Source organism: Caulobacter sp. (genome assembly GCF_017744445.1).
Taxonomy (GTDB): Bacteria; Pseudomonadota; Alphaproteobacteria; order Caulobacterales; family Caulobacteraceae; genus Caulobacter.
On sequence record NZ_JAGIBH010000001.1, the window covers coordinates 613,914 to 634,539 of the forward strand.

The 20,626-nt window shown below is 66.3% G+C and carries 11 protein-coding genes and 1 pseudogene; 8 read left to right on the forward strand and 4 right to left on the reverse strand.

Annotated features, from left to right (window positions below; all coding sequences use genetic code 11):
• Positions 1–150 precede the first annotated feature (150 nt).
• Positions 151–3,423 carry a TonB-dependent receptor gene (locus J7528_RS03020; protein WP_291871162.1) on the forward strand — a complete coding sequence of 1,091 codons (3,273 nt, stop codon included), beginning with the start codon at positions 151–153 and terminating at the stop codon, positions 3,421–3,423.
• Positions 3,420–5,297 (forward strand): annotated as a pseudogene (ggt, locus tag J7528_RS03025) (gamma-glutamyltransferase). The gene J7528_RS03020 and the pseudogene ggt overlap by 4 nt, the downstream one beginning before the upstream one ends.
• Positions 5,298–5,523: 226 nt before the next feature.
• On the opposite strand, the gene J7528_RS03030 reads toward ggt, so the two are convergent.
• The 3 genes from J7528_RS03030 to J7528_RS03040 form a co-directional block, all read right to left on the reverse strand.
• Positions 5,524–8,280 (reverse strand): M14 metallopeptidase family protein, encoded by a 2,757-nt coding sequence (locus J7528_RS03030; RefSeq protein WP_291871164.1) that lies wholly within the window; start codon positions 8,278–8,280, stop codon positions 5,524–5,526.
• Positions 8,281–8,493: 213 nt separating this feature from the next.
• A complete protein-coding gene (locus J7528_RS03035; protein WP_291871166.1) occupies positions 8,494–11,283 on the reverse strand; it encodes a TonB-dependent receptor in 2,790 nt (929 codons plus the stop codon).
• A 437-nt stretch (positions 11,284–11,720) separates the two neighbouring features.
• Positions 11,721–12,878 (reverse strand): glycoside hydrolase family 88 protein, encoded by a 1,158-nt coding sequence (locus tag J7528_RS03040; protein ID WP_291871168.1) that lies wholly within the window; start codon positions 12,876–12,878, stop codon positions 11,721–11,723.
• Positions 12,879–13,068: 190 nt separating this feature from the next.
• Between J7528_RS03040 and J7528_RS03045 the strand changes: the two genes are divergently transcribed.
• Both J7528_RS03045 and J7528_RS03050 read left to right on the forward strand, forming a co-directional pair.
• Positions 13,069–14,337: an alginate lyase family protein gene (locus J7528_RS03045; RefSeq protein WP_291871170.1), complete on the forward strand. Its 1,269-nt coding sequence runs from the start codon at positions 13,069–13,071 to the stop codon at positions 14,335–14,337.
• Positions 14,338–14,544: 207 nt separating this feature from the next.
• Positions 14,545–15,213: a dihydrofolate reductase family protein gene (locus tag J7528_RS03050; protein WP_291871172.1), complete on the forward strand. Its 669-nt coding sequence runs from the start codon at positions 14,545–14,547 to the stop codon at positions 15,211–15,213.
• Positions 15,214–15,378: 165 nt separating this feature from the next.
• On the opposite strand, the gene J7528_RS03055 is transcribed toward J7528_RS03050, so the two are convergent.
• Complete coding sequence (locus J7528_RS03055; RefSeq protein ID WP_291871174.1) at positions 15,379–16,140, reverse strand: FadR/GntR family transcriptional regulator; 762 nt, start codon at positions 16,138–16,140, stop codon at positions 15,379–15,381.
• A 171-nt stretch (positions 16,141–16,311) separates the two neighbouring features.
• Here J7528_RS03055 and manD point away from each other — a divergent pair, with 171 nt between their 5' ends.
• From manD to J7528_RS03075, 4 genes are all read left to right on the forward strand, one after another.
• On the forward strand, positions 16,312–17,523 hold the full coding sequence (manD, locus tag J7528_RS03060; RefSeq protein WP_291871176.1) for a D-mannonate dehydratase ManD: 1,212 nt from the start codon (positions 16,312–16,314) through the stop codon (positions 17,521–17,523).
• Between the two features lie 75 nt (positions 17,524–17,598).
• A complete protein-coding gene (locus J7528_RS03065; RefSeq protein ID WP_291871178.1) occupies positions 17,599–19,440 on the forward strand; it encodes a hypothetical protein in 1,842 nt (613 codons plus the stop codon).
• A 340-nt stretch (positions 19,441–19,780) separates the two neighbouring features.
• On the forward strand, positions 19,781–20,038 hold the full coding sequence (locus tag J7528_RS03070) for a hypothetical protein (protein ID WP_291871180.1): 258 nt from the start codon (positions 19,781–19,783) through the stop codon (positions 20,036–20,038).
• A gap of 33 nt (positions 20,039–20,071) precedes the next feature.
• On the forward strand, positions 20,072–20,581 hold the full coding sequence (locus J7528_RS03075; protein WP_291871182.1) for a low affinity iron permease family protein: 510 nt from the start codon (positions 20,072–20,074) through the stop codon (positions 20,579–20,581).
• Positions 20,582–20,626: the final 45 nt, after the last annotated feature.

Sequence of the window (20,626 nt, forward strand, 5' to 3'; positions counted from 1 at the left end):
TGGGGCCCGGCTTTCGCCGGGAAGATCGGAGTGGGAGTGAGGGTAAAAAGTTCTCGCCATCTATAGCGGAAAGCCGGGGTACCCTCGTCGGTGATGGTGAAGGCGCTTTCCCATGGGGATGGATGGCGCCCCGAGGGGTTACCAAGAAGAATGTCGATCGACACCCGCCGCCGCACCGTTCGCGGCTTCCTGATGGCGTCCGCCGCCGTGCTGGTCCTGACCGGTCCGGCGCTGGCCCAGGAGGCCCGTCACAGCTTCAACATTCCGGCCGGCGACGCGGTGACCGCGCTGCAGGCCTTCGCCAAGCAGTCGGGCAAGCAGGTGCTGTTCCCGTTCGAGGCCGCCAGCGGCAAGCGTACGCCGGCGGTGACCGGTGACGTGGCCGACGCCGACGCCCTGGCCAAGCTGGCCCAGGCCGCCGGCCTGGTCGTCGCCTCGGACGACGGCAAGACCATCACGCTGCGCCAGGCGACGGCTCCCAACTCCGGGTCTCAGGGCCCCCAGTCCTTCAGCGCCAGGGCCAGCGCGTCGACGGAAGAGGCCCAGGTCGTTGAAGCCGTGGTCGTGGTCGGCTCGCAGATCGAAGGCGCGCGCACGACCGAGGCCCTGCCGGTGACGGTGGTCGGCGAGAACGAGATCGTCGCCACCGGCGCGGTGTCGGGCGACGAGCTGTTCCGCGCCATCCCGCAGGCCGGCGACGTGCAGTTCCAGGAAGCCCGCACCACCGGCAACCTGAACGATGCGCGCGGCGACGTGGCCTCGCTGAACCTGCGCAGCCTGGGCACCGGCAACACCCTGGCCCTGCTGAACGGCCGCCGCGCCGTGCTGGCGCCGGGCAGCCAGACCGAGAACCTGGTGCCGGTCCAGACCGTCAACACCAACGCGTTCCCGGTCGCGGGGGTCAAGCGGATCGAAGTCCTGCGCGACGGCGCCGCGGCCATCTACGGCACCGATGCGGTGGCGGGCGTGGTCAATACCGTGCTCGACACCAAGTTCCGCGGCCTGAAGGTCGAGGCCCAGTTCGGCGGTTCGGAAGGCACGGGCTATCGCGAAGGCTCGTTCAACGTGAAGGCCGGCACGCGCCTGGAGGACGGCACCCGCCTGACCTTCTTCGGCAACTACACCGGCCGCAGCCGCCTGATGGCGACCGAGCGCGACTACGCCGCCAGCGAGGATCACCGCTGGCAGATCGCGAACACCCCGTGGGCGGACAACACCACCTTCGACAGCCGCTCGACCTCCAGCCCGTGGGGTTCGTTCACCCTGATCCCCTCGACCACGACGGTGCGTCAAGGAACGACCGCCCTGACGACCTCGGGCGTGTTCCACATCGAGCCCACCAGCAACACCGCCGCCGGCTGCTCCAGCACTGTCCTGACCGGCAATCTGTGCATCAAGTCGGGCACCATCACCGGCGCGGCCGACCGCGTGCTGCGCTATGACGAAAACCCCGACCGCACCCTGCGCGGCGGTGTCGAGCGGACCAACTTCTTCTCGACCGTCGAGCACGATTTCGGCGACGTCACGGCCTATGGCGAGGCGGGCTACTACCACGCCCTGTTCACCGGCAGCCGCGAGCAGTCGGCCCCGCTGACGACCGCCCCGATCACCATCGCGGCCAACGCCTACTGGAACCCCTTCGGTCCGGTGGGCAGCCCCAATCGCCTGGCCAACCTGACCGGCGTGCCGACCGGCGGCGTGGCGATGAACATCACCACCTATCGCGTGGTCGACACCGGCCCGCGCACCTATACGGTGACGGACGACAGCTACCGCCTGTTGGGCGGCCTGAAGGGCAACTGGAACGGCTGGAAATGGGATACGGCGGCGCTGTATTCCAAGGCCCGCACCAAGGACATGACGCACAATGCGATCAGCAACACCCTGTTCCAGCAGGCGCTGAACCGCACCGACGCCACGGCCTACAACCCGTTCAACGGCGGCAGCCTGGACAACTATTCGATCGGAGACGCCACGCCGAACGACCGCGCCACGATCAACTCATTCCTGATCAACGTCTACCGGATCAGCGAGACCTCGCTGGCCCTGGCCGACTTCAAGGTCTCCAAGAAGGACCTGTTCCGCCTGCCCGGCGGCGATGTCGGCGTGGCCGCCGGCGTCGAGTGGCGCCGCGAGACCTATGACGACGACCGCGACGACCGCCTGGACGGCAAGATCAAGTATACCAACAGCGTCACCGGGGTGACCTACGGCACCGACGTGCTGGGCGCCTCGGGCTCGCCGGACGTACATGGCAAGCGCTCGGTCAAGTCGGCCTTCTTCGAACTGGCCGTGCCGATCATCTCGCCCGAGATGAACATCCCGCTGGTCGAGGAAGTCAGCCTGCAGATCGCCGCGCGCGGCGAGGACTATTCGGACTTCGGCAGCGTCTACAAGCCCAAGGGCGCGATCTACTGGAAGGTCGGCCAAGGCCTGGCGTTCCGCGGCTCGGTCTCGCAGAGCTTCCGCGCGCCGAACCTGCCGCAGTTCTACAGCGACGGCGCGACGGTCTCGAACAGCCGCATCGACTACGGCCAGTGCCGCATCAACGGCACGACCTGCGCCAGCGTCAGCACGATCGAGTCGCGCAGCGGCAACAAGGACCTGAAGCCGGAAGAGGCCGACAACGCCACGGTGGGCTTCGTCTATCAGCCGACCTTCATCCCGCGTTCGTTCGGCAAGCTGACCCTGACGACCGACTTCTGGTCGATCCGCGAGAAGGGCGTCATCGGCGTGGTCGGCGGCTATAACGCCATCGCGCTGGACTACTATCTGCGCCTGCACGGCTCGTCGAACCCGAACGTCGTGCGCGACGCGCCGGTCGGCGGGGTCGCCGTCGGCAACATCGCCTACGTCAACGACACCTATCAGAACCTGCAGCCGCGCATGGTTCAGGGCGTCGACTTCAGCCTGGACTACGACCTGGACGACACCCCCTGGGGCGACTTCGGCCTGGGGATCAACGTCGCCAAGCTGCTGAAGTACGACCAGGCGCCCAGCCCGGTGGAGTCGCTGCTCCAGGCCGCCGTCGCCGCCGGCGAACTGCCGGGCCTGTCGATCTCGTCGGCCGGCAACCAGATCAAGATGGACGGTTTCCCCGAGTTCCGGGCCACGGCCAACCTGACCTGGCGCTACAACGGCTGGGGCGCCGGCGCCTTCGTGCAGTATGTCGGCGAGGTCTATGACACCGGCCCGGCCCAGGTGAACGGCCAGTACTTCCCGATCAAGGACTGGACCACGGTCAGCCTGTACGGCCAGTACGCCTTCAAGGACGGGATCTTCGACGGTTCCACGATCCGCATCGGCGCGCGCAACGTGTTCGACAAGGATCCGCCGATCGCCTCGTCGAACTTCGGCTACCTGGGCGCCCTGCACAACGCCACGGGCCGCTACTGGTACATGAACCTGAGCAAGCGGTTCTGATCCGAAAAACTCCGTTTCTCCGGCGAAGGCCGGGGCCCAGATCGTAGGGCTGAGCAGCGCCAAGTCCGGCTCAACTACAGCCTTATGATCTGGGTCCCGGCCTTCGCCGGGAAGACGGATGAAAGAAAGAGGGTGTCGTGAAGTCTTTCCGTCTCGTCTCCGCCAGCCTTGCAGCTCTGGCGCTAGCCTTCACGCCGATCGCCGCGACGCCGGCCTTCGCCCAGAAGAAGCAGCTGCTGGAATATCCCAGCATCCACTCGCCGGTGGTCGGCGAGAAGGGCATGGTGGTCAGCCAGAACGCCATCGCCACCAAGGTCGGGGTCGAGATCCTGCGCCAGGGCGGCAACGCCGTGGACGCGGCGGTCGCGACCGCCTTCGCCCTGGCCGTGACCCTGCCGCGCGCCGGCAATATCGGCGGCGACGGCTTCATGATGGTCCATATCGCCAAGACCAACGAGACCATCTTCATCGACTATCGCGGCGTCGCGCCCAAGGCCGCCCAGCTGGAGACCTTCGTCGACGACAAGGGCAAGGAGGTCGACGAGGTCGCTTCCAAGGGCTACCGCGCCTCGACCGTGCCCGGCACCGTCGCGGGCCTCTATATGGCCCATCAGAAGTACGGCAAGCTGCCGTGGAAGGCGCTGGTCGAGCCGGCCTTCAAGCTGGCCAACGACGGCGTCGTGCTGTCGCCCGACGAGGCCTTCGTGTTCAGCTGGGGCAAGCAGCGCCTGTCCGAAAGCGAGGCCGGCAAGAGCGCCTTCTACAAGCCCGGCGGCGAACTCTATCGCGCCGGCGAGACCCTGAAGCAGCCGGACCTGGCCTGGTCCCTGCGCCAGATCGCCGACAAGGGCGCGGACGCCTTCTATCGTGGCGAGATCGCTCAGCGCTTCGCCGCCGACATGAAGGCCCATGGCGGCCTGATCACCGCCGAGGACCTGGCCGCCTATAAGCCCGCCATCCGCCAGCCCCTGACCGGGACCTATCGCGGCTTGACGGTGATGACCTCGCCGCCCGCCAGCGCCGGCGGGGCCACCCTGCTGGAGATGCTGAACATCCTGGAGACCTTCGACCTGAAGGCCTCGGGGCCCAACTCGGCCAAGACCCTGCATCTGGAAGCCGAGGCCATGAAGCTGGCCTATGCCGACCGCTCGAAGTTCCTGGGCGACACCGACTTCGTGAAGGTCCCGCTGCAGGGATTCACGTCGAAAGCTTACGGCGTCGAGCGGGCCAAGCTGATCAATCCCGACAAGGCCACGCCGGCCAAGGACCTGGGCGCAGGCGATCCGTGGGCGTTCGAGAGCCACAACACCACCCACTTCTCGGTGGCCGACGCCGAGGGCAACGCGGTGTCCAACACCTTCACCCTGGGCGCGGACTTCGGCTCGGGCGTGATGGTGGCCGGCGCGGGCTTCGTGCTGAACAACCAGATGAACAACTACTCCCACACGGCCGCTTACTGGGCGAAGAAGACTGGCAAGGCCCCGCCGCCCAACGCCCTGGCCCCGGGCAAACGCGTGCTCTCCACGATGATGCCGACCATGCTCTTCAAGGACGGCAAGCCGTGGCTGATCACCGGCACGCCGGGCGGCAGCACGATCATCGACACGGTGCTGCAGGTCATCGTCAACACGGTGGACTTCAAGCTGAACGTCGCTGAGGCCACGCACCAGCCGCGCATCTTCCAGGACGCTACCGATACCCTGCGCGTCGAGCCCAACTTCAATCCCGACACGGTGGCCCTGCTCAAGGGCATGGGCCACCCCATAACCTCGGACGAGACCATGGGCTCCGCCCAGTCGATCATGATCGACAATGGCCTCTATCTGGGCGGCGCGGATCCGCGTCGACCCGGAGCCGAGGCGATCGCGCCCTGAGGGGTCTTAGCTCCCCCACCGAGTGACTTCGAAGGACGCGATCCATCGGCGCCGGGGCTGCCCCCTCGGCGCCGATTTTCATTTGGCCAAGACCCGTGTCCCCGGCGAAGGCCGGGGCCCAGATTCATCCTGAGCGTCAGATGTGAAAGCGCCCTCCGCCGAGTTTCGACGAAGGGCGCTGTGGGTTCGATCTGGGCCCCGGCTTTCGCCGGGGAAATCGGACGACTTACTTACCGGCGCTCACCGCCGGCCCGTACAGCAGGCCGTTGAACAGGAACTTGAACGTCCCGTACGACTGCGCCCGCTGGGTGATCTCGGGCCCGAAGGCGAAGACCTTGCCCTTGCCGATGTCGATGTCGAGCATGGCGGTCGAGCCCTTCAGCTTGTCCTGGCCGACGGCCCAGCCGCTGCGCAGGGGCTTGTCGGTGTCGAACCAGGCCACGCGCGAGACGCCCTTGACGTCAGGCTTCACGGTGAAGGCCGGGCTGCGGTCGAAGAAGACGTCGACGTCGCTGCCGGCGCCATAGGCCAGGGGCTGTTTCGGATCGACCTTGGCGCGCAGCACCGAGCCGGGGATGTAGAGCTCGCGGTTGGTCAGGGCCTTGAGTTTGCCGTCCTCCAGCTTGGCGGTGGCGACGTCGACCGGCGCGCCCAGGGCCGTGGCCAGGCGGGTCGAGGCGCCGATGGCCACGACCGTGCCGCCGCCCTTCACGAAGTCGGCGATCTGGGGAAGGGTCTTCTCGTCGCTCACGCGGCCCAGCCAGGCGCGGTACTGCTCGGGGATCTCGTCCGGCTTGGGCTGGGTCGAGGGACGGCCGGCCTTGAACGGGCCGTCGGCCGGGGCGGGGACCACGCCGTCGGGGAACACCAGGACGTCATAGTCCTTGGCGATGTCGCCGGCGTCCAGGCGCTGCGGGTAGACGACCTGGAAGGGGGCCTCGAACTTCTCGAACATCCAGCGATTCCAGCCCGAGGGCATCGAGCCGCCATAGACGTCGACCAAGCCGATACGCACGGGCTTGAGGGCGATGGTCGCGCCCGAGGGCTTTGAGCCGACAGCATAGGCGTCGATGCCCAGATCCTTGACGCCGGCCGCGATCACCGCCTTGGCGGCGGGCGAGGCGGGGACCCAGATCGCGCCGGGACCAAAGGCGGTCTTGCCGGCCTTGGCGCCGTCCTTGACCCAGAACACCGGCGCGCCGGCCTTCAGCAGGCGGTTGGTCAGGGTGAAGCTGCCATTGGTCTCGTGACTGACCAGCCAGCCCGCGCTCCCAGCGCCCTTCACCGAACCCGGCGCGACCGTGATCAGGTCGGGCACGCGGGTCGTGGGGGCTTCGAAGCCGTCCAGGATGCGGTCGAACTTGATGCCCATCTGGTAGGCCAGGGTGTAGCCGGTGACGTCGTACGGGGCCTTGGGCGGGCCGCCGGGATATTCCAGATCGTGCGGGTGGTCCTGCGGCTCGAACATGTCCAGCACGTGCGGGCGATAGGCCTGGGCGGTGCGTACGACGTAGGAGCCGGCCGGATAGGTCTTGCCGGCGATGGTGAAGGCCTTGGACGCCTTGTCGACGTCGACGCCGGTCTTGATCAGGGCGTTGAGGAAGGCGACCACGGTCGGCATGTCCGCCTGGTCGGCCGGGATGACATAGGCGCGGGCGTCACGGCTCTCGGGCGTCTGGATCACCGACTTGTAGAGGGTCGGATCCACCGCCTGGCCGAACGGGCCGGGCTTGCCCTTGCCGGCCGCTTGCAGCTCCTCGACCTTGGTCGGGGTGATTGTCCAGCTGTCCTGGCTGCCGCGCTTGATGCTGTTGTCGCCCATCTTCCAGATGTTGAAGAGCAGGCGCTCCTTGTTGCGCGAAGCGTAGTCGATCACCGCGCGGTTCATGGTCCACTGGTAGTCCAGCGAGTCCTGCAGCTTCCATTCGCGCGGGGTGATAGGGGCCGGGCGGTCATTGCTGGGCAGTTGCAGCTCGGGGACCAGGTTGACGGTCGTCGGGGTCGGGCCGCCGATGATCTCGGTCAGCAGGCCGATCGAATTGTGGAAGTAGGCGACCGACCGCTCCATGCCGTTGTGCCAGGTGGAATAGGGGGCGGCGCTGCGGGCGCCCGAGCCCTGCTTGTCCTCGGCCACCAGGCGGCTGTGCATGGCCATGCCGACCTCTTGCAGCTCGGTCATGACCAGCGGGTCGTAGTTGAAGTTGAACGGGTCGCGGAACGGCGGGACGAACACCACCATGCCGTTGGGGCCGGTCTGGTGCTGGTTGTAGACGATCTGCGGATACCACTCGCGGAACAGCTGCTTGTTGACGTTGGTCGTCTCGGCCATGGCCGACATGAAGCTGTCGCGGTTGTTATCGTGGCCGATGTACTTGTGGTACAGGCGCGGCAGCGAGTTGAACTCGCGCTTCTTCGGATCCTGGTTGCGCATGTACCAGTCCGCGATCATCTCCAGACCGTCCGGATTGTCCTGCGCGAACAGGATGATACAGTCGTCCAGCATCCGCATCGTCTCGGGATCGGTCTGGGTCAGCATGCGGTACAGGACCTGGATCTGGCCCTGGGTGGTGATGGTCTCGTTGGCGTGCAGGCCGGCATCGATCCAGACCACGGCCTTGCCCTGGGCGGCCAGCTTTTGCGCCTCGTCCTTGGAGACGCCCTCGGCCTTGGCCAGCTTGCGGGCGATGGCCTTGTAGTCGTCCAGCTTGGCCAGGTTGGCGGGCGACGAGACGATCGCCATCCACTGGGTGCGGCCTTCCTCGGTCTTGCCGATGTCGACCAGCTTCATGCGGTCCGACTGGCCCGCCAGGGTCTTCAGATAGGCCTCATACGCGGTGTAGTCGGCCAGGAAGTAGTCGCTGCCCACCGGCTGGGCGAAGGCCTTCTTCGGGGGCGTGATGTCGGCGGCGATCGCGCCGGCCAGCCCCCCGAAAGCCAGCACCACGCCCAAGGCCGCTCCGGCCATCGCTCCGCTACGCGTCATTTCCAACCCCGTAAGCCGTTGGCGGACGCATCGGCGCGTCAGCCCCTCCCTAGACTGACGTAAGCTGAGAGCGTTTCCGCACCTGCGGCAACGGCCGGATCAGCCCATTTTTTCGAATCCCAAAGCAAAAGGGGCCGCCCTTGCGGGCGGCCCCTTCCATCTCATCGGACCATACTCACGCGGTCCGTACGCGAGATAGCTTTCGCGTGACGCCTAGTACTTCAGGCGAACGCCCACGCGGAAGTAACGGCCGACCGCACCCGATTGCGAGTAGGTCGGGTTCCAGTTCACCGCGGCGTAGTTGGCCGGGTTGAACATCGGACCCACGTCGAACAGGTTCAGCACGTCGGCATAGACCGTGGTGTGGTCGTTGACGTCGTAGCCGCCGGTCAGATCGACGCTGATGAAGTCCTTCGTGTGGCACTTGAAGTCGGCGTCGCCGTACAGGCAGGTCTGGTCGCCGACGTAGCTTTCGTCGATCGAGCGCAGGCCGCTGACATAGTTCAGGGTGCCCGTGGTGGTGAACGGACCGCGCGTGAAGGTGTTGCTCCACGACGCGCGGTACTTCGGCGTGCCGGCGCCCGACGACAGCACGTACGGCGCCTGCTTGCCGACGTAGTTATACGTCGTGCCGCCTTGCGTGTACTTGAAGTCGAACAGGACGGTGGCGTCCAGGTTGCTGGTCCACTTGATGTCGGCCGGCAGGTACATCGTGTTCTGGACGTTCAGGTCCATGCCGCTGGTCCGGAGCGAGTCGGCGTTGATGTACGGCGAGGCCACCGACAGGATGCGGGCCAGGGCGCCCGGCGCGTCCGGATCCGGCAGGTCGGCGATGACCGTGTAGCCGGCCGGGATGGCTTCGCCGGCGTAGTACGCGGCGATGGCGTCACCCGACGAGGCTTGCGCGATCACGTCGTTCTTCTTGATGTGATAGTAGTCCAGCGAGATGCTGAACGAGCGGGTCGGAGCCCACACCGCGCCCATGGTGTAGCTGGTCGACTTCTCCGGCTTCAGGTCCGGGTTGGCCGCGGTGATGTTCGAGAGCGAGTAGGTCTTGGTGTACTCGCTGCCGCCGTGGGCCGCGACGAAGTCGGGGTAGTTCGCGAACGAGAAGTTCGTGAAGCCCTGGCTGGCCGAGTCACCCGATTCCGAGAACGACGGGGCGCGGAAGCCCTTCGAGACGGTGGCGCGCAGAGCGACCGTCTTGATGGGCGTGTACTTCACGCCGATCTTCGGGGACAGGTTGCCGCCGAAGTCCGAATAGTGGTCGTAGCGACCCGAGACGTTGACTTCGAGGTTGTCCAGGACCGGCATGCCCAGCTCGGCGAAGGCCGAGGCGACGGTGCGGTTGCCGATGGTGCGGGCGTTGCCCAGGCCTTGCGCGTCGTTGACCGGGTTCAGGGCCGGGTCGTTGACGGCTTCGTAGCGGAACTCGCCGCCGATACCCAGCTGGGCGGGGCCGCCCGGCAGGTTGAACAGGTCGCGCGAGGCCTGGAAGTTGATCGAGTCCAGGTCGCTGGTCGAGGTCTTGGCCAGGGCCGGGGCCAGGGCATCACGAACGGCTTGGCTGTTCTTCGACGGGTCGAGGAAGTTGTACGTGCCGTTCTTCACCGCGCTCAGCAGGTTGTTGTAGCTGATGAAGCCGTAGTTGACGCTTTCCAGCCAGCCGTGAGCGATCACGACGTTGGCGCGGTAGTTCCAGTCGGCCGCCGAGCCTTCCACGCCGCCGGTCAGGCGCATCATGCGGTTGGTGTAGTTGGCCGTGTTGGCGATGTCGCTGAAGCGGTAGCGGATCAGCGCGTCATAGCCTTCCGCCGCGAACGGGTTGTTCGGGTTCAGCTGGCCGTTCGACAGCAGGGCCGGCAGGACGATGTTCGACAGGTTGTGCGGGGTCGACGACGAGATCGTGCGCGGGGCGCCGGTGGTCGAGGTCTTGGACTGCACGAAGCTGGCGGCCAGGTAGGCCTGGAAGTTGTCGTTCGGCTTGAACGTGAAGCGACCGTACGTGCCGATGCGCTCCTGCTTGGGCTGGACGTCACCGAACAGGCCGGTGTTCTGGGCGCAGTACGTGCCGCCGGCCGAGGTGGTCAGCGGGGCGTCGCTGGCGCAGGTGCGCAGGGTCTGCCACAGCTCGCCCGGCAGGGCGACGCCGGTCGAGATGTCGCCAGCCGTGCCCATCGTGGCGCGCTTGACCTGGCCGTAGAAGGTGCTGCCGCCGGCGCCCGGATTGTCGTTGGTGCCGCCCGGGATGCCCGACAGGTCGAACGTGTTGAACGGATAGCCGCGCTGGTCGATGCGGATGCGCTTGTCCAGCTGGTACTCGACGTCGAAATAGACGTTGTACTTGTCGGTATCCAGGTCGCCGTAGCCGATGTCGCCGTTGAAGCGATACTGGTCGCCGCCACCGTGCTGCGAGGTGCCGACCGACAGGTCAGCGCCCATGCCCTGGTAGTTCGACTTCATGATGATGTTGACCACGCCGCCGATGGCGTCGGCGCCGTACAGCGACGAGGCGCCGTCCTTCAGGGTCTCGATGCGCTCGACCGCGTTGAACGGGATCGAGTTGAGGTCGACGAAGCTGCGTTGGCCGTCGTCGGCCAGCGGGTACGACGCGTTACGCAGGCCGTCGATCAGGACCAGGGTCGAGTTGACCGTCAGGCCGCGCAGGGCGACACCGGTCGAGCCGGCGGCGAAGCCGTTGCCGAAGGCGGCCGGGACCGAGCCCGAGTTGTCGGCCGACAGGCTGCGGATGGCGTCGGCCACCGTGGTGATGCCCTGGGCCTTCAGCGACTCTTGAGTCTGGACGGTGACCGGCGACGGGGTCGCGGTGTCGGTGCGGCGCAGCAGCGAGCCGGTGACGACGACGGCTTCAACCGAGTTGTCGTCCTGGGCCGGAGCTGGAGCGGCGGCGGTTTGAGCGTTCGCGGCGAAACCGGCCAGGGTGGCCACGCCCACGATCATCGAGGTGGCGAGCAACCGACCCCGGGTAATCTGATACTTCATTGTCGATCCTTCCAGGCCGCCCTCGCCGGCGCGAACGCCAGCGTCCTTACAGCCCGATGCAAGATGATGTTTCCCGCCACGATCCGGCGGTTGGCGGCGGCTTGGACCCCAGGATCAAAGCGGTCAATCGCACGCACATAAGTGTAATGGTTTTGTCTTGAAGCTGTCTCTTTAAGGCAACGTCACAAATCAATTGAGGCGCGAATAAGTCATTCGCATCTCATATCTGAAACAAGTCGGAAACCTATAACGCAGGTCATGGAACAGAATTGAAATTACGCTGTTCGAAGAACGGTGAAGCTTTAAATGTTGTGTTCATCAAGATTCGAATAGTTGGTTCTATTGAATAACGGCGTTCATATCGGCAAGCGGTCGCGTACCCAAAATCGCGCACGCGCCTGGGTTCGCGGGCTTCGAAATGCTGGGATCGCGCAGGCCTAGAAGCGCCCGCGCGAGACTTCGGAAGCCGCCAGCAGGAAGGCGCCGGCGCCGTACAGCTGGGTGTCGCCGGCCTCGACGTGATCGGGCGCGTAGCCGACCTGCTGCACCCAGCCCAGCCTGCCGTCGGGCTGCACCGCGCGAGCCAGGGCCGACCAGCCCAAGCGGGCGGACCGGGCGTATTTCGGATCCTTCAGCAGCCCCTGGTTCACGCCCCACGCCAGGCCGTAGACGAAGAAGGCCGTGCCGCTGCTCTCGGGCGGGCTGTGCTCGGGCGCCAGCAGCGACACCGACCAGTAGCCGTCGGGCTTCTGCAGGGCCGCGATCCGCGCCGACATCTTGCGGAACAGGGCGACGTAGCGCGGGCGGTCGGGATGGTTGGCGGGCAGGGTCTTCAGGATGTTGACGATGCCCGCATAGACCCAGCCGTTGCCGCGGCTCCAGAAGATCTTGCGGCCCTGGGCGTCACGGCGCTCGAAGAAGCGGCTGTCGCGGAAATAGAGGCTCTGGTCCTTGTCCAGCAGGTAGTCGGTGGCGGCCCAAAACTCCTTGGCGCCGTAGGCGGCGTAGCGCGGGTCCTTGGTCGCGGCCGACAGGGCCGTCCAGGTCGGCGGGGCCATGAACAGCGCGTCGCTCCAGCACCAGCGGACCTGGCAAGGCTGCTGCTCGGTTCCGTCGATGAACTTCAGGTCCGCGGTGGGCGGATCGGCCAGGATGGCGTCGAAGCGGGCCTTCACCGGCGCGATCTGGGCCGGGTTGTGGTCGCGGGCGTAGAACCACAGCCAGGCCTGGGCGATGACGTGGTCGTCGGCGTGCAGCGGCCGCTTGCCCAGACCCCAGCCTTCCTCGTCGCCATGGTTCCAGATCGCGCCCGCATAGGTCAGGTCGCCGGTCCGCTCGGCGAAGGCGGAGAGGCCGACATAGAATGCCCCCTGGATCCAGCCGCGCGGCTTCTGCGTGTTTTCGCGATGCGTCTTCACATAGTCGAACTGGCCGTCCATGTGCCACAGCTGCCAGTCGGCGACGGCGCGACCCAGGGTCAGGGCGGAGGAGGGCAGGTCGACCCCTTGCGGCGGTGTTGCTGGCGCGGGCTGGGCGGAGGCTCCTGAAGCGGCAAAAGCCAGACAAGCCAAGGCGGCGGCGACCAGTGCGCGCATCTTTCTCTCCCCTCGAAGTTCGTTATCCGCGCCTCTGACGGGCGCTGTCGATCATCGGAGGTTGTCTTACCGGTCCTGGCAAGGCCAGTGCAAAATGCGGAAACAGGGCTGACCAATTTGGTCAGGCCAATCCTTGCGCCGGGAACCGGCCACGCTAAGGTGCGCGCCTTCAGTTCCCTGGGAGGGGCCCATGATTTCCGCTTCGATCCGCGCCGTGGCGCTCGCCGCCGGCCTGGCCACTGCGCTGACCGCCGCGCCGGCCTTGGCGCAAGGGCCCGTCTGCAAGGCCGACGACGGCTATGCCAGCGCCTTCGAGGGCCGCCGCACCTTCCGCTGGAAGCTGCAGTGGCTGCAAGCGGCCAAGGCCAACCTCTCCGACCCGTCGCTGGCCCCGGCCTACAAGGCCTTGATCGCCCGCGCCGACAAGGCGCTGGCCGGCCCGTACTACGCCGTTACCGAAAAGACCCGCACCCCGCCCAGCGGCGACAAGCACGACTACATCTCGATGGGCCCGTACTGGTGGCCGGACCCCTCCAAGCCGAACGGCGAGCCCTATATCCGCAAGGACGGCGAGGTGAATCCCGAGCGCAACACCGAAGCCTTCGACGCCGTGCGCATGGACAACATGGCCAGCGCCGTCGAGGCCCTGTCGCTGGCCTACTACTTCACCGGCGAGGCCAAGTACGCGACCAAGGCGTCCGAGCTGCTGTACGTCTGGTTCCTGGATCCCGACACGCGCATGCGCCCGCATATGACCTATGCGCAGGGCGTGCCCGGCCGCACCCTGGGCCGCGCCGAGGGCGTGCTGGACACCTTCCGCCTGCTGCGCGTGGTCGAGTCGATCGGCCTGCTGGCGCCCTCGGGCGCCATCAAGCCGGCCGAGCAGAAGGCGCTGGAGCACTGGTTCGAGGTCTATACGATGTGGATGCAGACCGCCCCGACCGGCAAGGAAGAGCGGGCGGCCAAGAACAATCATGGCATCTGGTACGACTACCAGCTGGCGACCTTCGCCCTGTTCGCCCGTAAGCCGGATCTGGCGAAGCAAGTGCTGGCGAGTGTGGGCAAGGGCCGCATCGACCCGCAGATCGACGCCGACGGCAAGCTGCCCGAGGAGCTCGCGCGCACCAGAGGGCTGCACTACAGCTACTTCGCCCTGGAGCCGCTGGTCGGCATGGCCGAGCTTGGTCCCTGCGTCGGCGTCGACCTGTGGGGCTACAAGGGGCCGAAGGGGCAGGGGATCCGGGGGGCTTTCGACTATCTCGCGCAGTTCGTGGGCGACGAGAAAGCCTTCCCCTACAAGGACCTCAAGCCCGAGGACGCCACCAAGGAGGCCCTGCCGCTGTACGACGTAGCCGCCTGGGCCTATGGCGACGCGGGTTTCGCGGCGAAAGCCGACCAGATCGCCCAGCAGACGCCCGGCGCGGCGAGCCGCCTGACGATCGCGCCGTATAAGCCCTAATTAGCCCGTCTCCCGGCGAAGGCCGGGGCCCAGATCGAACCCTGAGTATCTAGTGGGCTGGCGCGGCGTATCTCGGATCACCCCAAACCGCTCAGGCTGAATCTGGGTCCCGGCTTTCGCCGGGAAAACGGATAGAAAATTGAACTGTAGGTGTCGGGTAAGGAGATCCTCGCCCGTTCCTTGAGGCGTCACTCAGGGAGAAACGACATGAGAAAGCTGATCGTCGCCGCCTTCGTCAGCCTGGACGGCGTCATGCAGGCTCCGGGCGGGCCGACCGAGGATCCGACCGGCGGCTTCCAGTTCGGCGGCTGGCTGCCGCCGCTGTTCGACGAGGAGGCCGGCCAGGCGATCGGCGGACTGTTCGAAAAGCCCTTCGACCTGGTGCTGGGCCGCAAGACCTACGAGATCTTCGCCGCCCACTGGCCGTTCGTCGACGCCGGCGATCCGATCGGCCAGGTGTTCGGCAAGGCGACCAAGTTCGTCGCCACCCGCGATCCCGGCTTCAAGCTGACCTGGCAGAACAGCCGCTGGCTGGGCGTCGATCCGGTCGCTGAACTGAAGCGCGTGAAGGCTGAGGACGGTCCCGACCTGCTGACCCAGGGTTCGGCGGATTTCCTGCAGACCCTGTTCGCCAATGACTTGGTCGACGAGCTGCACACCCTGACTTTCCCGGTAGTGCTGGGCCAGGGCAAGCGGCTGTTCCAGGCAGGGGCGGCGGCGAGGACGTATCGGCTGACGGAGAGCAAGGCCTCGCCGTCGGGCGTGGTGGTCAGTCGCTATGCGCGGGCGGGTGCGGTGGAGACGGGGTCGTTCATGCTGGCGCAGCCGAGCGCGCTGGAAGTGGAGCGACAGAGGAAGCTGGCGGCGGAGGGGTAAGACGTGCTGGCTCAGCACTGGCCCCCACCTGACCTGCTTGCGCAGGTCTGTCCGCCCCCAAGCGGGGCGGAGAGGGAGTCACGCCCGCAGCGCTTTGGGTTTCTCTCTCCTCCCCCTTTGGGGGAGGGGGACCGGCGAAGCCGGTGGAGGGGCTAGCGCCGCCCTCTAAATCGCCGATCGCCGCGCCAACTCCGTCCGCCGCGCCGCCACCTCATTCCGCGCCCGCTCCAGCGCATCGATCTCCGTCGCCGTCAGCAGGTTGTCGATCACGCGGCCCAGGTGCTCGCGCATGGCGTTGCGGGCGGCGGTGGGGTCGCGTTCGCGCAGGGCCATCAGGATCTCCTGGTGGTCGTCGATGCGGGGGCGCACGCCGACCTGGCGGGCGCGTTCCAGCATGGCGCGGCACAGCGGCGACTTGTAGCGCAGGTCCCACAGGTTCTCGACCACGGTGACCAGGGCGCTGTTGCGGCTGGCGCTAGCGATGGTGACGTGGAAGCGGCGGTCGGCGCGGTCGCCCTTCACGTTGTTGTCGTTCTCCACGACCATGTCGTCGAGGATGTCGGCCAGTTCGGTCAGCTCTTCCTCGGTGATGGTGGCGGCGGCCAGGGCGGCCACCTCACCCTCGATCAGGCGGCGGGCCTCGGTCAGCTCGAAGGCGCCGATGTCGAGGTCGGGTTCCGGGCTCTCCGGACGCGGGGCCTCGGTGACATAGACGCCCGAGCCATGGCGGGCCTCGACCAGGCCGCGGATTTCCAGGGCGATCATCGCTTCACGGACGGTCGGGCGGCTGACCTTGTAGTCTTCAGCCAGGTCGCGTTCCGAGGGCAGGCGCTGGCCAGGGCGGTGTACACCATCGCGAATCGCGTCGGCGATCGAGTTGGCCACCTGTTGGTAGAGCTTGCGGGTTTCGGCCGTCGTCGTGGTCATCGTCTACTATCCAGCCGACGCTGCGTCGGGCGTTGCGCAGCCTATTGCAAGGGCCGCGAGGGCGCTACAGCGCACACATTCGACCTAAGTGGCAAGACCACTAGCATCTTGCCAGATAAGTCTATAGAAGTGGTCAGGCCACTTTACGGTTCCGCTTAGCGCATTAGGTCCATGTTGAAGATCATCGACGCCAAGGTCATCGTCACCTGCCCCGGCCGCAATTTCGTGACTCTGAAGATCACGACCGAGGATGGGACCACCGGCGTCGGCGACGCGACCCTGAATGGCCGCGAGCTGGCGGTGGTCAGCTATCTGCAAGATCACATGATTCCGTGCCTCATCGGCCGCGACGCGCACCAGATCGAGGACACCTGGCAGTTCTTCTATCGTGGCTCGTACTGGCGTGGCGGCCCCGTGGGCATGAGCGCCCTGGCCGCCGTCGACATGGCGCTGTGGGACATCAAGGCCAAGGTCGCGGGCCTGCCGCTGTACCAGCTGCTGGGCGGCGCCAGCCGCGTGGGCGTCACCGTCTATGGTCACGCCAATGGCGAGACCATCGAGGACACCATCGCCGAGGCCGTGAAGTACAAGGCCATGGGCTACAAGGCCATCCGCCTGCAGACCGGCGTGCCCGGCCTGGCCAGCACCTACGGCGTCTCGGGCGACAAGATGTTCTACGAGCCGGCCGACGGGAACCTGCCGACCGAGAACGTCTGGTCCACGTCCGCCTACCTGCAACACGCGCCCAAGCTGTTCGCCAAGGCGCGCGAGGTGCTGGGCTGGGACGTGCATCTGCTGCACGACGTCCACCACCGCCTGACCCCGATCGAGGCCGCGCGCCTGGGCAAGGACCTGGAGCCCTATCGCCTGTTCTGGCTGGAGGACTCGGTCCCCGCCGAGAACCAGGCCGGCTTCCGCCTGATCCGCCAGCACACGACCACGCCGCTGGCCGTGGGTGAGATCTTCTCCAATGTCTGGGACTGCAAGACCCTGATCGAGGAGCAGCTAATCGACTATCTGCGGGCCACGGTGCTGCACGCCGGCGGCATCACCAACCTGAAGAAGATCGCCGCCTTCGCCGACCTGCACCACGTCAAGACCGGCTGCCACGGCGCCACCGACCTGTCGCCGGTGACCATGGCCGCGGCGCTGCATCTGGGCATGGCGATCCCGAACTTCGGCCTGCAAGAATATATGCGCCACACGCCGGAGACGGACGCGGTCTTCCCGCACGCCTACACCTTCAACGACGGCATGCTGCATCCTGGCGACAAGCCGGGCCTGGGCGTCGACATCGATGAAGCGCTGGCCAGCAAGTACGAATACAAGCGCGCCTATCTGCCGGTGAACCGTCTGCAAGATGGGACCATGTTCAACTGGTAAGCCTTAAATTGGCTTGACAACTATCCGTCGGCGGCAAGATTGGTCATGCCAATTATTGCCGCCGACGAGCGACCCATGCGACTGCGCGCCTTCCTGTTCCTGACCGCCGCCCTGGCTGTCGCCACGCCCGCCTTCGCTCAGCGCGGTCCGATCTATGCCGGCGCCGTCGCGCCGATGAACCAGACGGTCGAAAAGCGCCTGCTGCCCCAGACCGCCGTCCTGCTGCACAAGCTGCTGGCCGAAAAGCGCGACATGACCCTGGACGGGGTCAAGGTGTTCGAAGCCGACGACAAGTTCCTGCCCGGCAAGATCGCCATCGGGCTGGCCTACCTGATCGTCGATACGCCGCGCACCGATCCCAAGTTCGCCGAGTACCTGGCCGCCTATCGCCAGATCGCCGACATGACCGTCGATGATCCCAACGACACCTGGGGCATCTACTACTATTGCCAGGCGCTGCTCATGTTGCAGCAGGCCGAGCTGCTTGACCAGGCGGTCTCGCCGGAAGCCCTGACCAAGCTGAAGGCCAAGCTGGACTGGCGGCGGTTCGTGCGCACCGACGACCTGACCCTGATCAGCCTGCCCAACAACTATTACGGCGTCGCCTTCAGCGTGGCGCGGCTGCGCTATCGCCTGGGCTGGGAGGACGCCAGCGCCAGCGAGGCCCTGCTGGGCAAGACCCTGGACCACTATCGCAAGTACTCCGGCGAATACGGCTTCGCCGACGAGACCGACGGGGAAGGGCGCTTCGACCGCTACTCCGTCCTGCTGATCGGCGAGATCAGCCACCGCCTGATCGAGGCCGGCATGCCCGCCACGCCGGAGGTGCGCCAGTGGCTGCGCCGTTCGGTCGACCTGATGCTGCCCCGCCTGAACCTGCGCGGTGAAGGCTTCGAATATGGCCGCAGCATCGGGACCTATGGCGAGACGGCCTTTCTGGAGGTGCTGACCGCGGCGGCCAAGCTGGACGTGCTGACGCCGGAAGAAAAAGCCATGGGCTACGCGTTCTCATCGCGCGTCGCGGCCCGCTACATGGACTTCTGGTTCGACCCGAAGATGGGCTCGGTGAACCTGTGGGAGCACGGCCGGCGGACGGATGCCTATCGCGGCAAGCACCGGATCCTGGGCGAGAACCTCAGCCTGGGCCGGCAGTACATCTACACCAGCGCGATCTGGAACGAGCTGGGCTTCAAGGACAAGGCGCCCGACCCCGGCTACGCGGCCTGGCTGGACAAGCTGCCCAAGCGGACGGTGACCTGGTTCGCGCGGGGCGCTAACGACCGGTTGGTGGTGACTGTGCGTGACAAGGGCCGCGTCATCGGCCTGCCGATCATCAACGGCGGCGACGGCCAGCATCAGAACACGCCCTACTATCCGATCCCGTTCTCGCCGGGGATGCTGCAAGGCGTGGCCGACGGGAGCTTCCCGCAGCTGTTGCCGCGCATCACCCTGGCCGACGGCGCGCAACTGGCGCCGCTGGCCTATGCGGCCCACGTGAAGATCGGCGAGCAGGGCGCCCGCACCACCATCACCTATGACCAGGACAAGCTGGACCGCCTAGGCGGCAAGGCCCCGGTCGGCGACGACCGCTTCAGCGTCAAGACGACCTATGTCCTGGAGCCCGGCCGCATCCGCCGCACGGACGTCTTCACGCCCAAGCCGGGTGTCGCCGTGAAGGCCGTGGACCTGGCCTTCGCCAGCTTCTCGGGCAAGGCGACGACCAAGGGCGGGACAACGACGTTCAAGACCGGCGACGTCACCAGCTTCAAGGTCGAAGGTCTGACCTGCACGACGAAGGCCCTGAACGACAACAAGGCCTACCGCGCGCCGACGGGGGCGATGACGGCCCTGACCAGCTGTAGCGGGGCAGCCGCCGCCGGTCCGATCACGGTCAGCTGGACGATCGCCTACAGATAGTTGAAGTGGCGGCAAGTCGACTATTGCCAAGATTGTCAGTCCCGCAAAAATCAGCAGTTTCGTTCAGTTCTGTTGTATAGGTGACGCAGTAGTTATTCTAGGCGCGTGTTTGCCATCAATGCTATGCGTTCATGATGTATTTCCATGGTTTATGTGCTCACGCAGCCGTGAATGTCGAGTTTACGACTAACATTTATTCCGGAACTCCGCCGTATTTACTCGCCATCCCCGAATTGGGGTGGTAGCGTTTGGTCATCATCGGCACGGTTTCTCGAGCGCCGATGGCTGAGAGATGAAGCTTCGGCTTTCGCTCCCGCTCGCTAGAGGCAGGAGCACCCCTATGCCCACCTATCTCTTCTACCCGCGACGCGCCGATGGCGTGTCCCTGACCTTCATCGCCGAAACGGCCGAAGACGACTTCGACGCCCTGGAGTTGGCCGCTGAGATCGCCGCAGCTCACGAGTGCAAGGGCGTCTTCGTCTGGGAGCCCGAGGCCGGCCCTGAGCGCAAGGACCGCTTCGTCGGCGAGGTCGACCGCCACGGCGCCGAGACGCTGCACCAACCTGCGCCACTGCCGGGAGCCGGCGTCACGGCCTAGGCGTTACCCGGGCGATCTGAAGGGAGATCGCCCGTGGACAAGCTGTTCGCCAAGTTCGCCAACGTTACGGCCAGGGTCACCGGCAGTCCGCCGGCCTTCCTGATCTGCGTCGCCCTGGTGCTGACCTGGGCGGTGAGCGGGCCGATCTTCAAGTTCTCCGAGACCTGGCAACTGGTGATCAACACCGGCACCACCATCGTCACCTTCCTGATGGTGTTCCTGATCCAGAACACTCAGAACCGCGACGGCATCGCCCTGCAGACCAAGCTGGACGAGCTGATCCGCGCCACGACCGACGCTGAAAACCAGTTCATGGGCATCGAAAAGCTGACCGACAAGGAACTGGAAGCCATGCACGCCCACTGCAAGGCGCGGGCGGACTTGAGTCTGAAGGCGCTACAGCGCGCGGCGGCGGAAAAGGACGCACGGGCGGCCAGGCTGGCCAAGTCCGGGAAGCCTCCCAAGGGCGGCAAGAAGGAGCCTTCGGCGCGGTCGCAGGCGGCGCGACGGGCCAAGGCCTTGCGCGCGGGGCATCCTCACTAGGACGCTCATATCAGACCTTCGTAGGGTGGACGTCAGATCTCATCG

Excerpts from the sequence above, each read along its gene's own strand:
- J7528_RS03035 (WP_291871166.1), bottom strand. The coding sequence starts at position 11,283 with ATGAAGTATCAGATTACCCGGGGTCGGTTGCTCGCCACCTCGATGATC.
- J7528_RS03040 (WP_291871168.1), bottom strand. The coding sequence starts at position 12,878 with ATGCGCGCACTGGTCGCCGCCGCCTTGGCTTGTCTGGCTTTTGCCGCT.
- J7528_RS03045 (WP_291871170.1), top strand. The coding sequence starts at position 13,069 with ATGATTTCCGCTTCGATCCGCGCCGTGGCGCTCGCCGCCGGCCTGGCC.
- manD (WP_291871176.1), top strand. The coding sequence starts at position 16,312 with ATGTTGAAGATCATCGACGCCAAGGTCATCGTCACCTGCCCCGGCCGC.
- J7528_RS03070 (WP_291871180.1), top strand. The coding sequence starts at position 19,781 with ATGCCCACCTATCTCTTCTACCCGCGACGCGCCGATGGCGTGTCCCTG.
- J7528_RS03050 (WP_291871172.1), top strand. The coding sequence starts at position 14,545 with ATGAGAAAGCTGATCGTCGCCGCCTTCGTCAGCCTGGACGGCGTCATG.
- J7528_RS03030 (WP_291871164.1), bottom strand. The coding sequence starts at position 8,280 with ATGACGCGTAGCGGAGCGATGGCCGGAGCGGCCTTGGGCGTGGTGCTG.
- J7528_RS03020 (WP_291871162.1), top strand. The coding sequence starts at position 151 with ATGTCGATCGACACCCGCCGCCGCACCGTTCGCGGCTTCCTGATGGCG.
- J7528_RS03065 (WP_291871178.1), top strand. The coding sequence starts at position 17,599 with ATGCGACTGCGCGCCTTCCTGTTCCTGACCGCCGCCCTGGCTGTCGCC.
- J7528_RS03055 (WP_291871174.1), bottom strand. The coding sequence starts at position 16,140 with ATGACCACGACGACGGCCGAAACCCGCAAGCTCTACCAACAGGTGGCC.